This window comes from Flavobacterium sp., from assembly GCF_031411595.1.
GTDB lineage: Bacteria > Bacteroidota > Bacteroidia > Flavobacteriales > Flavobacteriaceae > Flavobacterium.
In genome coordinates this window covers 55,930-73,122 of the sequence record NZ_JANOBI010000047.1, presented here as the reverse complement: position 1 = coordinate 73,122, position 17,193 = coordinate 55,930, and the positions used below count along the sequence as shown (strand labels likewise).

Below are 17,193 nucleotides of genomic sequence, written 5' to 3'. Positions count from 1 at the left end.
ATCATAAAAACATGTACGAAATTATTCAGAAAGCACATTCGGGCTGGGCCTATTTGGTATTAATTACTTTAATTATTGCAGTAGTCAATTCATTAATCGGAAGAAATTCCCAAAAAGAGTTTTCACCTCAAGACCGGAAAATAGCTTTGTTTGGTTTAATCGCAACGCATTTACAATTGGTGTTCGGTTTTATTATTTATTTTGTGTCGCCGCTAGGAATGGCTTCTTTCGGGCAAATGAGCGACAAAGCCTTACGATTAACATCACTTGAACATCCATTAATCAATATCATTGCTATTACGCTAATTACGATTGGATGGTCGAAGCATAAAAGAGCAGCGGATAGCCAAGCCAAGTTCAAATCAATCGCCTTATTTTACGGATTGGGTTTGGTACTCATTTTATCGAGGATTCCTTGGTCGCTGTGGTTCTAATCAATAGAAGTCCTGAAAAGGGCTTTTTTTATCCATTGATGTAAACCTGAAAAGGTAGTTTCAAATACATTTTAAATGAAAAAATTAATCTCCATACTATTGCTATTGATTTTTGGAACGTTGGCCAATGCGCAAGTCGTTTCTAAAACTAAAGTAAAAAAACCGGTTTTAAAAGATACCATTTCGATTGAAAAAGCAGGTGCTCAGAAAGTGCCAACAGACAAAGTAGCAGTAGTACAACCGGAAATTATTTTCAACGATACCGTTATCGCCGTTACAGGAAAGTTTAGTCTTTACAAGAAATCCGCGCATGCTTCGTATTACGCCAATAAATTCAACGGAAGGAGAACTGCCAGCGGAAAAAAATTCAGCAATAGCAAGTATACTGCAGCACATCGTAAATTGCCTTTCGGCACCATTCTTAGAGTAACCAACGAAGCCAATGGGCAATGCGTTTTGGTTGAGGTTACCGATCGCGGCCCGTTTTCAAGAGGTCGGGAAATCGATCTTTCTAAAAGAGCTTTTATGGAAATCGCCGACAATAAAAACAGCGGAAGTATTATCGTTAAGATTGAACAAGCGAATTAAATTATTTCCAATCTTTATAAGGATTTTGACTTAAATAAGCATTGTAATATCGAGGGTCATTAGTCACTTCTTTTCCCAGCCAATCGGGTTTTTCGAACGATTCGTTTTCAGAATTCAATTCGATTTCTGCAATGATTAAACCTTCATTTTCATCAGAAAAAACATCAACTTCATAGGTGTGTTTTCCAACTTCCACTTCGTAACGTGTTTTATGAATAACGCCTTTTTCACAGAGTGCCAATAAAGGTTTTGCTTCCAATAATGAAATTTCCGTTTCCCATTCAAAGCGCGTCATACCGGTTTTGTTTCCCTTTCCTTTAATGGTTAAAAAGCCGCTTTCGCCTCGAATTCGAATGCGTACGGTTCGATCGGGATTCGAATTCAAATAACCTTGTGCAATGCTATGTTTGGAATGTGCCTGCGATTTAAATGCTTCGGAAGTCACTAAAAATTTTCGTTCTATTTCAATCATTTTTTAATTTTGGATGTCTTTATTTTCAAAGATATTACAATTATCTTTATTTGATGAAAATCAGCAATTGAAGCTGCTTTTTTAAATGGATTGCATGGAAGAATCACGCCCAAATAGAAAAATTATTCATGTCGATATGGATGCATTCTACGCTTCTGTAGAGCAAATGGACAATCCGAATTTGCGCGGTAAACCATTAGCTGTCGGCGGCGGAGAAACGCGCGGTGTAGTTTCGGCGGCAAGTTATGAAGCGAGAAAGTTTGGCGTTCGATCAGCGATGAGTGGATATTTAGCTAAGAAAAATTGCCCCGAACTGATTTTTGTCAGACCGCGTTTTGAGCGTTACAAAGAAATCTCCAATAAAATCCGAAAGATTTTTTATGATTACACCGATTTGGTAGAACCGCTTTCGCTCGATGAAGCTTATTTGGATGTGACTCAAAATAAAAAAGGAAATCCAAGTGCGACATTAATTGCACAAGAAATTAGAAAACGCATTTTTGATGAAGTCGGATTGACGGCTTCCGCAGGCATTTCTGTCAATAAATTTGTGGCAAAAATAGCTTCGGATTACAACAAACCTAACGGGCAAAAAACGGTTAATCCCGATGAAGTTATTCCGTTTTTAGAAGTTTTACCCATTCGGAAATTTTATGGTGTTGGCAAAGTTACCACAGAAAAAATGTATCAATTAGGAATTTTCACTGGTTTGGATTTAAAAAGCAAACCGATTGATTTTTTAGAAAAGCATTTTGGGAAATCCGGAAAATTCTATTACAATGTCGTGCGTGGCATTCATAATAGTGAAGTAAAATCAGAACATGTTGCCAAATCGGTTGCTGCGGAGCATACCTTTAATGAAAATTTATCATCCGAAATTTTCATGTTAGAAAAATTAGAAATCATCGCAAGCCAATTGGAAAAACGACTTAAAAAATATCAAATTGCAGGAAAAACGGTCACTTTAAAAATCAAATACAGCGATTTTACATTGCAAACCCGAAGCAAAACTTTGCCTTATTTTATATCAGACAAAGCATTGTTATTCGAAACCACAAAGGAATTGTTGTTTCAAGAACGCATGAAAAATTCGGTTCGATTGCTTGGAATTTCACTCAACAATTTAAATACGGAAGTCAAAAAAACGGTTGTTGTTCAATTGAAATTTGACTTTTAATCATAAAAAAACCTCCATTAAAATGAAGGTTTTGAATATAAATGATGTAGAAATCTAGTTTTCTATTTCAGAAACTCTTAAAGTATTTACCATTCCTTTATCAGCAACAGGCATTGCCGCCAAATTGATTAAGAAATCACCTTTGTCTACAAAACCACGGTCGCGTGCCATTTGATTGATATCGGTTACGGTGTCGTCAGTGCTCACGTATTTGTCGTAATAAAATGATTTTACGCCCCAAAGTAAATTCAATTGCGTAAGAATTCTTTTGTTGGAAGTAAACACTAAAATATGTGCTGACGGTCGCCAAGCCGAGATTTGGAATGCAGTATAACCACTATTGGTCAACGTACAAATTGCTTTAGCTTTAATGACATTCGCCATCATAGCAGCATGGTGACAAATTGATTTTGTGATGAAACGTTTTGTTCTCACTTGAGGTGTGTTTTGTGGCACTTGAATCAGCGGAGAATCTTCAACAGCTTCAATAATTTGCGTCATTTTTTCAATAACTTGTACAGGGTAATTTCCAACAGAAGTTTCACCTGAAAGCATTACAGCATCAGCACCGTCCATTACGGAATTGGCTACGTCGTTTACTTCCGCTCTTGTTGGCGTTAAACTAGTAATCATGGTTTCCATCATTTGAGTAGCAATGATTACTGGAATCCTGGCAGTTTTTGCTCGATTAACCAATTTCTTTTGAATTAAAGGAACTTCATGTGCAGGAACTTCTACACCCAAATCACCACGAGCTACCATCAAACCGTCGCAGAAAGCCACAATTTTGTCGATGTTGGCAACACCTTCGGGTTTTTCGATTTTCGCTATAATTGGAATTTTATGATCGGAATGTTTGGCAATTAATTCTTGCAATTCCATTAAATCTTCTGCGGTTCTTACAAACGAAAGTGCAATCCAATCTACTTTTTGTTCAATCGCAAAAATGGCATCTTTGATGTCTTTTTTAGTCAAAGCAGGCAATGACACTTTGGTATTCGGAAGATTGACGCCTTTCTTAGATTTTAATGGGCCACCTTGTATCACTTTACAAATTACTTCTGTTTTTTTATTGGTTTCAACGGCTTCGAAAATAAGTTTTCCGTCGTCGAGGAGAATTCTTTCACCGGGATTTACGTCTTTTGGAAATTCTTTGTAATTCATGTAAACGCGTTGCGCAGTTCCGGGAATGTCTTCAGCTGTTTGAAATGTGATCAGATCACCATCATTAACGACAACGTCTTCTTTCATAACACCTACGCGAAGTTTTGGACCTTGTAAGTCGCCCAAGATGGCTGTGGTATAACCGAACTCTTCGTTAAGACCACGAATCAAATCGATTTTCTCTTTTACATCAGCGTAATCAGCATGCGAAAAATTGACTCTGAATACGTTTACGCCGGCGTCTATCATTTCTTTTAAGACTACTCTCGTGCTACATGCCGGCCCTAGTGTGGCTACAATTTTAGTTTTTTTGTTTGTTGGCATTGGGATTAAAAAATTAAATTGTTTTTTGATTTTATTTTTTCAGGAATCACGGCATATGCTGCAGAAATTCTTTCGATTTTATTTAATTGACTCACGATTTCTTCAATAAGAAAAGTGCCATTATTGTTTTCTATTTTAAGGAAATAATCTACTTTTTTGAGTTCGGAAATTAAATGTACTTTCCTTAAAATTTCCATATTAGTATCTAAAAACAGGTTCTGTTTCGTGCTTTTTTGATTGGTTAAGATGTCGTTTTTGTTTTGAATTAAACTCCACAACAAATCGTTTTTTGCATCATCAAAAGTGAATTTGCTAAAAAAAGCTTCACCTTCTTTAACTATAACACCCACTTCTTCTTTGCTTTTATTTAGAATAATCGGTAAATTTTGATTGATAAAATAGGCTAAACGAAAATCTTCTAGCGAAGAATGAATTGCAATAAGGTCGTAATCAACTTCATCAAACTCGTCAAGATGCAATTTTAAGACTGCCATTTTTCAAATTAAATAAGCCGTAAATATAAGATATCTTATTGAGAAAAAAGATTTAAAAAGCAGTTGTTAACGATAATTTAGCAACGAAAACGTTATAGTTTTAAGAAAGTTTCAATTATTTAGAATCTATTTTATTTTGAAGTGCAAAATACGCACGCTGTGATGCTTTTTCTTCGGCTTTCTTTTTAGATGAAGCTCTGGCTTTGGCAATTACTTTTTGATCTATACTTAATTTTACACCGAAAAGGCGCTCGCCAGTAATGCCGTTGTCTTCAAACACATCGTAGAAAAATGATTTTTTTTCTTTTTGACACCATTCAATCAACAAACTTTTATAGCTGATGACTTTGCCTTCAAGTTTGGCAATATCAACATAAGGAATAACAACTCTTTTTTGAATGAATTTTCCGCAATATTCGTAACCTTGATCCAGATAAATTGCTCCTACTAAAGCTTCGAAAACATTACCGTGAATATTCTCTCCAAAATGAGAAGCGGGCACTTTACTTTCGATAAATTCAATTAAATTTAAATCGCGCCCCAATTCATTCAAATGCTCACGACTTACTATTTTAGAACGCATTTTGGTTAGATAACCTTCATCACCGGTAGGCACTTCATTGAACAAATGTGCTGCAATGACAGAGCTTAACATCGCATCGCCTAAGAATTCTAAGCGTTCGTAATTGACAGCATTTCCTTTTTCGTCTAGTTTATTAGATGAACGATGTGTAAATGCTTTTTTGTAAAAAGCGATATTTATTGGCTTGAAACCCAGTATTTTTTCAAGCGCAGTAAAAAAAATCCCGTCTTCATTAGAACGGGAATTTTTAAATATTTTATGAATCAGCTTTCTCAAAATTAATCTTCTAATTTTTTAAACAACACGCAAGCATTGTGTCCGCCAAATCCAAATGTATTACTCATCGCAACTTTGACATCTCTTTTTTGGGCTACGTTCAAAGTCAAATTTAAGCTTGGATCGATATTTCCGTCTACCACTTCATGATTGATTGTTGGCGGAACGATACCGTGCTTCATCGCTAAAATTGAAGCAATCGCCTCAATAGCGCCAGCAGCCCCCAATAAATGACCAGTCATTGATTTGGTTGAATTGATGTTGATGTTTTTTGCATGATCACCAAAAACGGCACTGATGGCTTTCAATTCCGCAACGTCTCCAAGCGGTGTTGAAGTTCCGTGAGTGTTGATGTGATCCACTTGTTCGGGTTTCATTCCAGCATCGCGTAAAGTGTTTTCCATTACTGCAATAACACCAATTCCTTCTGGATGAGGAGCGGTCAAGTGATAGGCGTCTGACGACATTCCACCACCACCAACTTCACAATATATTTTAGCACCACGGGCTTTTGCGTGTTCGTATTCTTCAAGAACTAATGCGCCTGCACCTTCACCAAGAACAAATCCGTCACGTGTGGCATCGAATGGTCTTGAAGCTGTTTCTGGACTTTCATTTCTTGTAGATAATGCTTGCATCGAATTGAAACCGCCCATTCCTGCAATGGTTACAGCAGCTTCCGAACCACCAGAAATGATAACATCGCACATACCCAAACGGATATAATTAAATGCATCAATCAAAGCATTTGCAGATGAAGCACAAGCAGAAACTGTAGTGTAATTTGGGCCCATAAAACCATTTCTCATAGAAATGTGAGCTGGGGCAATATCGGCAATCATTTTTGGGATAAAGAAAGGATTGAAACGTGGAGTTCCATCGCCATTAGCATAACTGATGACTTCTTCTTGGAAAGTTTCCAACCCTCCAATTCCGGCACCCCAAATCACACCAACTCTTTGTTTATTGACATTGTCGTTGGTAATTCCTGCATCTTTGATAGCTTCTTCGCTTGCAGCCACAGCATATTGGGCAAACTTGTCCATTCTGCGGGCTTCTTTGCGATCCATAAAATCTTCAATATTGAAGTTTTTGACTTCACAAGCAAACTTAGTTTTATGTTTTTCGGTATCATAATAGGTAATTGGAGCAGCACCACTTTTACCATTAATTAGAGCATTCCAGTATTCCTGGATATTGTTTCCAATAGGAGTAAGTGCGCCTAAACCTGTTACTACAACTCGTTTTAACACCATAAATATAGTTTTTGATGATTTGATTTTAAACAAATAATACCCATATATTTCTTCATGTATGATTCATAAAAGAGACACGGGTATTAAGAATATTTTTTCGATTGAAATTCAATCCGGTAATTACTTTTAAAAAACAATAACACCCGTAAAAACAAATTTACGGGTGCAATATTATTATTTTTTAGCTTCTTCGATGTAAGAAATAGCTTGACCAACAGTAGCGATGTTTTCTGCTTGGTCGTCTGGAATTTGGATATCAAATTCTTTTTCGAACTCCATGATAAGCTCAACAGTGTCTAATGAATCTGCTCCTAAATCATTTGTGAAGCTAGCTTCTGTTACAACTTCGTTTTCGTCAACACCTAATTTGTCTACGATAATCGCTTTTACTCTTGATGCAATGTCTGACATAATCTTTAATTTTAGAATTTAATTTGTTGGCAAAAATAAAAAACTTTATTTTAAATCCACGATTTAGTTAATAAATGTGCTTACGAATTTAAAAAAATAATTTCACAAAGGCATTCTAAATCGGCTAATTATCATTTATTATGCTTTTTTTTGTGGTGTATAAAACAACATCCATGAAAAAGATTGTACTGTTCGCCTCGGGTTCGGGAACAAATGCTGAAAATATCATTTTGTATTTCAATCAGAAAGAGTTGGCAAAAGTGGTCGCAGTTTTTTCGAACAATCCGAATGCGAAAGTATTAGTTCGTGCAAAAAAGCTTAATGTGCCGACTCTTATTTTTTCAAAGGAGGAATTGAACAATGGTTTTGTATTGAATCAGTTGAATGAATTACAACCGGATATGATTGTATTAGCCGGATTCTTATGGCAATTTCCAATTTCGATTATTGAAAAGTATCCTAGTCAAATCATCAACATTCATCCAGCATTGTTGCCAAAATATGGCGGAAAAGGAATGTATGGTATGAAAGTTCATACTGCTGTTTTGGACAATAAAGAACTTGAAACCGGCATTACTATTCATCATGTCAATGAACATTACGATGAAGGGAATATTATTTTTCAACAGCCTATTAGGATTGATGATTGCACGACGCCCGAAGAAATCGCTGAAAGAATCCACAAACTCGAACACCAGCATTTTCCAATCATTATCGAAAGCATCCTAAAATCCTAAAGTCTTATAATCCAAATAATCTAAAAACCCAACAATCCCAATGTCTCACGAAGTACATATTTACACTGATGGTGCTGCCAAAGGAAATCCTGGAAACGGCGGTTATGGCGTAGTGATGGAATGGGTGGGTAAGCCTTATCAAAAGGAGTTCTTTGAAGGATTTCGGTTGACTACCAATAATCGTATGGAACTATTGGCAGTTATTGTTGGATTGGAAAAATTGAAAAATCCAAACACCAAAGTCTTGATTGTTTCTGATTCTAAATATGTGGTGGATTCAGTCGAGAAAAAATGGGTATTCGGTTGGGAGAAAAAAGGATATGCGGGAAAGAAGAATCCGGATTTATGGAAACGGTTCTTGTTAATTTATCGTAAACATCAAGTTGATTTCAAATGGATTAAAGGCCACAATAACCATCGTCAAAACGAACGATGTGACGAATTGGCCGTGATGGCATCGCTACAAAGCCAGCTTTCAATTGACGAATTTTACGAAAGAGAAGAAGCCAAACTTTTATAAAAATTGACACTTATTCATTTTGTAACTTTCAACTTATCAACTACCTTTGCGCCTTAATTTCAAACGCATCAGATGAATAAATTATTGATTGTTGGAACCGTTGCTTTCGACGCTATTGAAACTCCATTTGGAAAAACAGATAAAATTTTAGGTGGCGCCGGTACATTCATCGGATTGTCAGCTTCTCATTTCAACTTGCAATCTGCGATTGTTTCTGTAGTAGGAGACGATTTTCCACAGGAATATTTAGATTTATTAACCGCTAGAAACATCGATATTTCAGGACTTGAAATCGTGAAAGGCGGCAAGACCTTTTTCTGGAGTGGAAAATACCATAATGACTTGAACTCACGTGATACACTTGTAACAGAGCTCAATACACTAGCAGACTTCCAGCCTAAAGTGCCTCAAAACTTTCAAGATGCTGATGTGGTGATGTTAGGAAACTTGCATCCATTAGTGCAAAGCAGCGTTTTAGATCAAATGACAAAACAACCCAAATTAATAGTTTTAGATACTATGAATTTTTGGATGGATTGTGCGTTGCCGGAATTATTAAACGTTATCAAACGTGTTGATGTGATTACCATCAATGATGAAGAAGCCCGTCAGTTGTCAGGAGAGTATTCATTAGTAAAAGCGGCGGCTAAAATCCATACTATGGGACCGAAATATGTGGTCATCAAAAAAGGAGAACACGGTGCATTGTTATTCCACAATAAAGAAATTTTCTTCGCGCCGGCATTGCCATTGGAAGAAGTTTTTGATCCGACCGGAGCAGGCGATACTTTCGCTGGCGGATTCGCGGGATTTATTACACAAAGCGAAAACATTTCGTTCAATAATATGAAACAAGCGATTATTCAAGGTTCAAATCTGGCTTCTTTCTGTGTTGAGAAATTCGGAACCGAAAGAATGCAGCAACTCAAAAAAGAAGAAGTGCAAGAGCGTTTGAAACAATTCAAATCCTTAACACATTTTGATATAGAATTGTAATAAATTTATGCCTCGAATTGTCGGGGCATTTTTTTTTAGAATAACGATTACAACAACACAACTACAATGAGTGATAAATTAACACACGAATGCGGGATTGCCTTTTTACGATTAAAAAAACCACTCGAATTTTACAAAGAAAAATACGGCTCAGCTTTCTACGGCATACAAAAAATGTATTTGCTCATGGAAAAGCAGCACAACCGCGGACAAGACGGTGCTGGTTTTGCGTCGATAAAACTCGATGTTGAACCTGGGCAAAGATATATCAGCCGTGTACGGTCGAATGATGCGCAGCCAATTCAGGATGTGTTTAGGCAAATCAATGAAAGGATTAATGAGGAAATGACATCACATCCGGAATATACCGATGATGTTGCAGCTCAAAAAGCCAATATTCCTTATATAGGTGAATTGTTTTTAGGGCACGTCCGTTATGGCACATTTGGTAAAAACAGCATTGAAAGCGTGCATCCGTTTTTGCGTCAAAACAACTGGATGCATCGTAATTTGATTGTTGCAGGGAATTTTAATATGACCAATGTTACGGAACTTTTTAATAGTTTGGTCGAGTTAGGGCAGCATCCAAAAGAAATGACCGACACCGTTACTGTAATGGAAAAAATAGGCCATTTTTTAGATGATGAAGTCACCGAATTGTATCAGGAATGTAAAAACAATGGACTTTCGAAAAGAGAGGCTTCCCCAATAATTGCTTCCAGATTGGATATTGCCAAGATTTTAAAACGCGCTTCTCGTGGTTGGGATGGTGGCTATGCGATGGCTGGTCTTTTCGGGCATGGTGATGCTTTTGTTTTTCGTGATCCCGCAGGTATTCGTCCGGCTTATTTTTATGAAGATGACGAAATTGTTGTTGTAGCTTCTGAAAGACCGGTAATTCAAACCGTTTTCAATGTCGATTTTGATAAAGTACAAGAACTTCAACCAGGCAATGCTTTAATCATTAAAAAAAACGGGGTTGTAACGGAAACAGAAATTATTCCGCCATTAATTAAAAAAGCATGTTCTTTTGAAAGAATTTATTTTTCTCGAGGAAGTGATGCGGAAATCTATCAAGAACGCAAAGAACTTGGAAAATTAATTCTTCCTTCAGTTTTAAACGCCATCGATAATGATACAGACAATACCGTTTTTTCATACATACCCAACACCGCAGAAACATCTTTCTACGGCATGATTGAAGCTGCTCAGGATTTCTTAAACCAAAGAAAAAATAAATACATCCTCGATAATAGAAAGACCTTAACCAAAGAAAAACTCGAAGAAATTCTTTCGGTTAAAATAAGAACTGAAAAAATCGCGATTAAGGACGCCAAACTCAGAACATTCATCACAGAAGATAGCAGTCGAGATGATTTGGTAGCACACGTTTACGATGTGACTTACGGCGTTATAAAACCAACCGACAACTTGGTCATCATTGACGACAGTATTGTGCGCGGAACAACACTCAAAATGAGTATCCTCAAAATGATGGATCGATTGAAACCTAAAAGAATCGTCATTGTTTCTTCAGCACCACAAATTCGTTATCCGGATTGTTACGGAATCGATATGGCGAAACTCGAAGGGTTGATTGCTTTTAAAGCAACATTAGAATTATTAAAAGAAAGAAACTTATACCACATCGTAGAAGAAGTCTATAAAAAATGCAAAGCACAAGAGCATTTAAAAGATAATGAAGTGACGAATTCCGTAACGGAAATATACAAGCCATTTCGACCACAAGAAATTTCAGATAAGATTGCAACGATGTTGAGTTCTCCAGAAATCAAAGCTGAAGTAAAAATCATATTTCAATCTATTGAAGATTTGCATATGGCATGCCCAAAGAATTTAGGAGATTGGTACTTTACAGGAGATTATCCGACACCTGGTGGGAATAGAGTTGTTAACAAGGCGTTTATGAATTTTTACGAAGGAAAAGACGCCAGAGCCTACTAAAATCGGCTAATTTTAACACTTCATCGAGTTTTGGTGTATTTCGTCTAATTTATTTGTTAATAACGTGTTACCACTATACTTTTGGAGAACCATAGCATTAGTAGGTTAAGTTTATGGTAGATTTGGGGCAAAAAGGGTGAAAGAAATTTCACCTTTTTTATTTTATAAAACTTCCGAAATAACCCACATAAAAGGTACATCGACTCTTATTTGCCCACCATCCCAATTAATTCAACATTTCGAAAATTGTTTTTTAACATTTAGGGTTAATTTTACTCTACCATAATTTAGTAGGTTTAAGCTTATGGTAGATTTGGGGCAAAAAGGGTGAAGATCTTCTTCACCTTTTTTATTTTATAGAATTCATGAAAAACGAAAGCCCGATTTCAAATCAATGAAATCAGGCTTTCGTTTGAGAAACATTAAAATCTATTTCTCTAAAGCATATCTTCTAGAAACTTCTGTCCAATTAATCACACTAAAGAACGCTTCAATATAATCCGGTCGGCGATTCTGATAATGCAAATAATAGGCATGTTCCCAAACATCCATTCCTAAAACCGGAGTACCACCGCAACCCACATTTGGCATCAAAGGATTGTCTTGATTAGGCGTGCCACAAACCTCTAGTTTCCCACCTTTATGCACACACAGCCATGCCCAACCTGAACCAAATTGTGTAGCGCCTGCTTTTGAAAAACGCGCTTTAAATTCCTCAAAAGTTCCAAAATCATTTTCAATAGCATCTAGCAAATCACCTGTTGGCAATCCGCCGGCATTCGGAGCCATCACAGTCCAAAACAAATTGTGATTGTAAAACCCACCACCATTATTGCGAACAGCTGCGTTTTTCATATCCAAATTAATCAAAATATTTTCAATGGTTTTGCCTTCTAAATCGGTTCCGGCAACTGCAGCATTCAAGTTGGTCGTATAAGCATTGTGGTGTTTCGAATGATGAATTTCCATCGTTCTGGCATCAATATGAGGTTCTAAGGCGTCATAGGCATAAGGTAATTTCGGTAATTCAAAAGCCATAATATGAGTGTTTAATGATTTATAAATATTTTATTCAAATTTAAAGATTTAACTTTGGAAAAGAAACAGCGAGAGGTTATAATTTCCTTAATTTTTATTTTCAGGAGCTTCATCCCGCTATCATTCCAATCTTTTGTGCCGAACAACGGCACAAAAGGATTTTCCCTTCAAATGTGTAGCATTCACCGAACACATATGAAAAATATATGCTTGGTGAGGTAATCGGGGCTAGGGTTCTAGGTTAAAAAACAACAATCGAGATTATTACAAAAATGCAAAGACCATCATTTTCGCTTTACGATGCATCAGCCGGTTCAGGAAAAACTTTTACGCTTGTAAAAGAATACCTCAAAATTATTCTGACGGCTAAAAAAAATGATGCCTATCGAAATATTCTCGCCATCACTTTTACGAATAAAGCGGTGCATGAAATGAAAAGCCGCATTGTTCACAATCTATCAGAATTTACAAAAGTAGAACCCGACGAAAAAGCGCAGCAACTCATGCAGGTTTTGTCGTCAGAAACCAAGCTTTCATTACCTCAAATTAAAATCAAAGCACAGGAAATCATCAAACATATCATTCACAATTATGCCGCGTTTGATATTCTGACTATCGATAAATTCACGCATAAAGTCATCCGAGCATTTGCCCACGATTTAGACTTGCCAATAACTTTCGAAGTCACACTCGACACCGATGCCTTATTAACGGAAGCTGTCGATGCCATTATTGCCGAAGCCGGAGAAAATGAAATCCTCACCAAATTACTCATCGATTTCACGATGGAGAAAACCGATGACGACAAGTCTTGGGATATTTCTCGTGAAATTCTGGAAACCGGAAAACTCATTTTCAATGAAAACAACCGAGAAGAAATTACACATCTTAGCGAAAAAGATATTGCGTCATTCATCGAAATAAAGGAAAAACTTAAAGCCACAATTCAAGATATTGAGAAGGAAAATGGGAAGCTTGCCTTAAACGCTATTACTTTAATTGAAAAGCACAACATCGATTTAAAATCCTTTTCGGGCGGCTATTTCCCAAAGCATTTGCAAAGCATCTTCGATGGAAAATACAATCCACAAAACAAAAGATATTTTGAATTTGACGATATCAAAATCAATAAAACAGCTAATGATCGGGCAATTATTGAAGCCATTATACCTGAATTGCTGTTGATTCTAAAAGATATTTATAAAAACTTTGAACAACGCGATTTCTATAAAGCATTTCTAAAAAACATTACGCCACTGTCATTGCTTCAAACGATTAATAGTAAACTGACAGCTATTCAGAAGGAACAAAATGTACTTTCCATTGCAGAGTTCAACGCCTTGATTCAACGCGAAATTCAAAACCAACCTGCGCCATTTATATACGAGCGATTGGGCGAACGCTACCGCCATTTTTTTATTGATGAATTTCAAGATACTTCTGAATTGCAATGGCAAAACTTGATTCCGCTTATAGAAAATGCTTTGTCGAGCCAGAATGAAGCCGGAGAAAAAGGGACTTTGATGATTGTCGGCGATCCAAAGCAATCTATTTATCGTTGGCGCGGAGGAAAAGCAGAACAATTTATCGCATTGAGTAAAAATGAAAATCCCTTCAACAATCCGGATAAAAAAATCACCCATTTAGACACCAATTATAGAAGCTATTCTGAAATCATTTCTTTCAACAATTCTTTTTTTAAGTTTTTGTCTCAGGAATTTATTAATGAAGATTACAAAGATTTATACGAAAATCACAGCCATCAGAAAACCAACCAAAATATTGGTGGTTATGTGAATCTTACTTTTTTACGACTAACCGAAAATTCCGAAACCGATTTTGAATCTGATGAAGAATTAGACAAAAACGAATACTATTGTAGAGCTACTTTTCAAACGATTCAAAAAGTGATAGCGGAAGGTTTTGTGTATAGCGACATCGTTGTTTTAACCCGCAAAAGAGATCAAGGAATAGCGATTGCGAATTATCTCACGGAGCAAAATATTCCATTAGTTTCTTCTGAAACATTGTTGATTGAAAATGCTACAGAAGTACAATTTATCATTCATGTTTTACGGTATTTGAAAAACGATGCTGACATAGAATCCAAAGCAAGCTTCTTATTTTATATTGCTAAAAACTGTCAAAATGAATTGCCAATTCATGATTTTATCGCACAAGGAATTGAAATCAAAACCGAGCCTGAATTTGAAGCATTTCTTGAAAAAATTGACATATCAATTAAATTTAAAAACATTAGAAAGAAGTCTTTATACGAAAGCGTTGAGGTGATTATTAATGCTTTTATTTTCTCGAAACAAAACCATGCGTATTTACAATATTTTTTAGACATTATTTTAGAAAGAGATTACCATAAACAAGCTGGGATTTCAGATTTTTTAAATTATTGGGACAAGAATTCAAGCAAACATAGTATTCCATCACCGGAAGGAAATAATGCAGTCAAAATCATGACGATTCACAAATCGAAAGGATTAGAATTTCCGGTTGTTATTATTCCATTTGCTGATGAAGATTATGATAAAAAACCCAAAGACAAACTTTGGCTCGAAGCCGACGAAGCTGATTTTGGTTTGCCTAAAGTTTTAATCGATAATACGAAAGCCGTAACCGGTTTTGGAGAAAAAGCATCGATTAAATACAACCAACAAAAGCAAGAAGAATTGTTGGATAATATCAATATACTTTACGTTGCTTTGACAAGAGCAGAAGAGCAATTGTATCTTATTTCTCAAAGTGTAAAAGCTAAAAAAGAGGGAGATTATCCAAATAACATGGCGGCTTTTTTTACTAAATATTTGATAGCAAAAAATGTTTTTGAAGAAAATAAACTAACTTATGAATTTGGCAATTCACAAAAATTATCTAAGGAATCAATTCCTAGGGAACAAACAAAATCGATTGCGTATGTTTCTGAAAGATTTAACCCAATTCATATTAAAATAGCTCAAAAAGAAGCTTTGTTATGGGGAACGCACCAACAGGAAGCCATTGAATACGGGAATGTCATCCATGAAATTTTATCATTTATAAATACTGCTCACGACATCGATTTAGCAATTCACAAATCAATTGAAATGGGATTAATCCAACACAATCAAAAGAAAGAAGTGCTTACTGCGATTCACGGAATTACACATCATCCAGAATTAGAAAATTACTTCGCTTCTGGAAATCGTATTTTTAATGAGCAAAGTATCATTCAAAGCGAAGGGCAAACTGTAAAACCTGACAGAATGGTTCTAACCCCGACTAATGACGTATTGCTATTGGATTATAAAACAGGAAAGCATCAAGAAAAATACAGATTGCAATTGGAAAATTATCAAGAAGTGATTGAAAAAATGAATTTAAAAGTAACAAAAAAAGCCTTGATTTATATAGGAAAATCAATAGAAATAATACATTTGTAATCTATAAAAATCTCAAAAAATGTACGGAAAAATTAAAGAATATCTTCAGAACGAATTAGAAACCATCGAACAAAATGGTATTTTTAAAAAAGAAAGAATTATCACTTCGCCGCAAGGACCGGAAATTACGATTTCAACAGGTGAAACGGTTTTGAATTTTTGCGCCAATAATTACCTTGGATTATCATCGCATCCAGAAGTAATTCAAGCGGCAAAAGATACTTTAGACAGTCATGGTTTCGGAATGTCATCGGTTCGTTTTATTTGTGGAACGCAAGACATACATAAAACCCTTGAGAAAAAAATTGCTGAGTTTTACGGTACAGAAGATACCATTTTGTATGCCGCCGCTTTTGATGCGAATGGTGGGATTTTCGAACCACTATTAAATGAAAATGACGCTATTATTTCAGATAGTCTAAACCACGCTTCCATAATTGACGGCGTTCGTTTGTGTAAAGCAGCTCGTTATCGCTATGAAAATAGCAATATGGAAGATTTAGAACAACAACTAATTAAAGCCAATGAAGCAGGAACAAGATATAAATTGATTGTGACCGACGGTGTTTTTTCTATGGACGGAATCGTAGCGCCGTTAGACAAAATTTGTGATCTTGCCGATAAATATGATGCGATGGTGATGGTAGACGAATGTCACGCTGCAGGATTTATTGGAGCAACGGGCAAAGGCACTTTGGAAGCAAAAGGTGTTATGGGCAGAGTTGATATTATTACAGGAACACTAGGAAAAGCGCTTGGAGGTGCTATGGGCGGATACACTACTGCTAAAAAAGAAATCATCGAAATTTTGCGACAAAGGTCTCGTCCATATTTGTTTTCAAATTCATTAGCGCCATCAATCGTCGGTGCATCGATCAAAGTTTTCGAATTATTGGAAAAAGAAACTACTTTAAGAGATCAATTAGAATGGAATACCCAATATTTCAAAGAAGGCATTAAAAAAGCAGGATTCGACATTATCGATGGCGACTCAGCTATTGTGCCCGTTATGTTGTATGATGCAAAATTGTCTCAAAAAATGGCAAATGAACTCTTAAAAAAAGGAATTTACGTCATCGGATTCTTTTTTCCTGTTGTTCCAAAAGACAAAGCCAGAATTAGAGTCCAACTTTCTGCAGCTCATACAAAAGACCACATTGACAAAGCGATTTTAGCCTTTAAAGAAGTCGGGCAAATGTTAAATGTTATATAATTGCCATCTCATTAAGGATTTAGTTGGTTTTTTTTAACATTTCGTTTTGTAGTTAAAAAATTACGTATTACTTTTGCCTTACAAAATATTGTAATCTAACAAAATTTAAGT

At 36.0% G+C, this 17,193-nt stretch carries 16 protein-coding genes; 9 read left to right on the top strand and 7 right to left on the bottom strand.

The window, feature by feature from the left end; all coding sequences use genetic code 11:
• The first annotated feature begins 11 nt into the window (after nucleotides 1-11).
• Together RMO03_RS11355 and RMO03_RS11350 are read left to right on the top strand one after the other, a co-directional pair.
• Entirely contained in the window at nucleotides 12-434 is a 423-nt protein-coding gene (locus tag RMO03_RS11355; protein ID WP_309642220.1) for a hypothetical protein, read from the top strand.
• A 75-nt stretch (nucleotides 435-509) separates the two neighbouring features.
• Complete coding sequence (locus RMO03_RS11350) at nucleotides 510-1,022, top strand: septal ring lytic transglycosylase RlpA family protein (protein ID WP_309642219.1); 513 nt, start codon at nucleotides 510-512, stop codon at nucleotides 1,020-1,022.
• 1 nt (nucleotide 1,023) lies between these two features.
• On the opposite strand, the gene RMO03_RS11345 is transcribed toward RMO03_RS11350, so the two are convergent.
• Nucleotides 1,024-1,494, bottom strand: coding sequence for a CYTH domain-containing protein (locus RMO03_RS11345; protein ID WP_309642218.1), 471 nt, complete (start codon nucleotides 1,492-1,494; stop codon nucleotides 1,024-1,026).
• 94 nt (nucleotides 1,495-1,588) lie between these two features.
• Here RMO03_RS11345 and dinB point away from each other — a divergent pair, with 94 nt between their 5' ends.
• Nucleotides 1,589-2,671, top strand: a complete 1,083-nt coding sequence (dinB, locus tag RMO03_RS11340; RefSeq protein WP_309642217.1) for a DNA polymerase IV — start codon at nucleotides 1,589-1,591, stop codon at nucleotides 2,669-2,671.
• Between the two features lie 54 nt (nucleotides 2,672-2,725).
• Here dinB and pyk read toward each other — a convergent pair whose 3' ends face one another.
• From pyk to RMO03_RS11315, 5 genes are all read right to left on the bottom strand, one after another.
• Nucleotides 2,726-4,159 carry a pyruvate kinase gene (pyk, locus tag RMO03_RS11335; RefSeq protein WP_309642216.1) on the bottom strand — a complete coding sequence of 478 codons (1,434 nt, stop codon included), beginning with the start codon at nucleotides 4,157-4,159 and terminating at the stop codon, nucleotides 2,726-2,728.
• Nucleotides 4,160-4,164: 5 nt separating this feature from the next.
• Nucleotides 4,165-4,653, bottom strand: coding sequence for an IPExxxVDY family protein (locus RMO03_RS11330; RefSeq protein ID WP_309642215.1), 489 nt, complete (start codon nucleotides 4,651-4,653; stop codon nucleotides 4,165-4,167).
• A 115-nt stretch (nucleotides 4,654-4,768) separates the two neighbouring features.
• Nucleotides 4,769-5,512 carry a ribonuclease III gene (gene rnc, locus RMO03_RS11325; RefSeq protein WP_309642214.1) on the bottom strand — a complete coding sequence of 248 codons (744 nt, stop codon included), beginning with the start codon at nucleotides 5,510-5,512 and terminating at the stop codon, nucleotides 4,769-4,771.
• Nucleotides 5,513-5,514: 2 nt separating this feature from the next.
• Entirely contained in the window at nucleotides 5,515-6,768 is a 1,254-nt protein-coding gene (gene fabF / locus RMO03_RS11320) for a beta-ketoacyl-ACP synthase II (RefSeq protein WP_309642213.1), read from the bottom strand.
• A 174-nt stretch (nucleotides 6,769-6,942) separates the two neighbouring features.
• On the bottom strand, nucleotides 6,943-7,179 hold the full coding sequence (locus tag RMO03_RS11315) for an acyl carrier protein (protein ID WP_007137004.1): 237 nt from the start codon (nucleotides 7,177-7,179) through the stop codon (nucleotides 6,943-6,945).
• Nucleotides 7,180-7,352: 173 nt separating this feature from the next.
• Between RMO03_RS11315 and RMO03_RS11310 the strand changes: the two genes are divergently transcribed.
• The 4 genes from RMO03_RS11310 to RMO03_RS11295 all read left to right on the top strand — a co-directional run bounded on the left by RMO03_RS11310 (nucleotide 7,353) and on the right by RMO03_RS11295 (nucleotide 11,397).
• Nucleotides 7,353-7,916 (top strand): phosphoribosylglycinamide formyltransferase, encoded by a 564-nt coding sequence (locus tag RMO03_RS11310; protein WP_309642212.1) that lies wholly within the window; start codon nucleotides 7,353-7,355, stop codon nucleotides 7,914-7,916.
• 40 nt (nucleotides 7,917-7,956) lie between these two features.
• The gene (gene rnhA / locus RMO03_RS11305) at nucleotides 7,957-8,436 is read left to right on the top strand and encodes a ribonuclease HI (RefSeq protein ID WP_309642211.1); all 480 of its coding nucleotides are present in this window, start codon (nucleotides 7,957-7,959) and stop codon (nucleotides 8,434-8,436) included.
• Between the two features lie 72 nt (nucleotides 8,437-8,508).
• The gene (locus tag RMO03_RS11300; RefSeq protein WP_309642210.1) at nucleotides 8,509-9,432 is read left to right on the top strand and encodes a PfkB family carbohydrate kinase; all 924 of its coding nucleotides are present in this window, start codon (nucleotides 8,509-8,511) and stop codon (nucleotides 9,430-9,432) included.
• A gap of 66 nt (nucleotides 9,433-9,498) precedes the next feature.
• Nucleotides 9,499-11,397 carry an amidophosphoribosyltransferase gene (locus RMO03_RS11295; protein WP_309642209.1) on the top strand — a complete coding sequence of 633 codons (1,899 nt, stop codon included), beginning with the start codon at nucleotides 9,499-9,501 and terminating at the stop codon, nucleotides 11,395-11,397.
• Nucleotides 11,398-11,826: 429 nt separating this feature from the next.
• Here the strand turns inward: RMO03_RS11295 and RMO03_RS11290 are convergent, their stop codons facing one another.
• The gene (locus RMO03_RS11290) at nucleotides 11,827-12,435 is read right to left on the bottom strand and encodes a superoxide dismutase (RefSeq protein ID WP_309642208.1); all 609 of its coding nucleotides are present in this window, start codon (nucleotides 12,433-12,435) and stop codon (nucleotides 11,827-11,829) included.
• A 272-nt stretch (nucleotides 12,436-12,707) separates the two neighbouring features.
• On the opposite strand from RMO03_RS11290, the gene RMO03_RS11285 reads away from it, so the two are divergent.
• On the top strand, nucleotides 12,708-15,869 hold the full coding sequence (locus RMO03_RS11285) for a UvrD-helicase domain-containing protein (protein WP_309642207.1): 3,162 nt from the start codon (nucleotides 12,708-12,710) through the stop codon (nucleotides 15,867-15,869).
• A gap of 19 nt (nucleotides 15,870-15,888) precedes the next feature.
• Nucleotides 15,889-17,082, top strand: a complete 1,194-nt coding sequence (gene kbl, locus RMO03_RS11280; RefSeq protein WP_309642206.1) for a glycine C-acetyltransferase — start codon at nucleotides 15,889-15,891, stop codon at nucleotides 17,080-17,082.
• Nucleotides 17,083-17,193 lie beyond the last annotated feature (111 nt).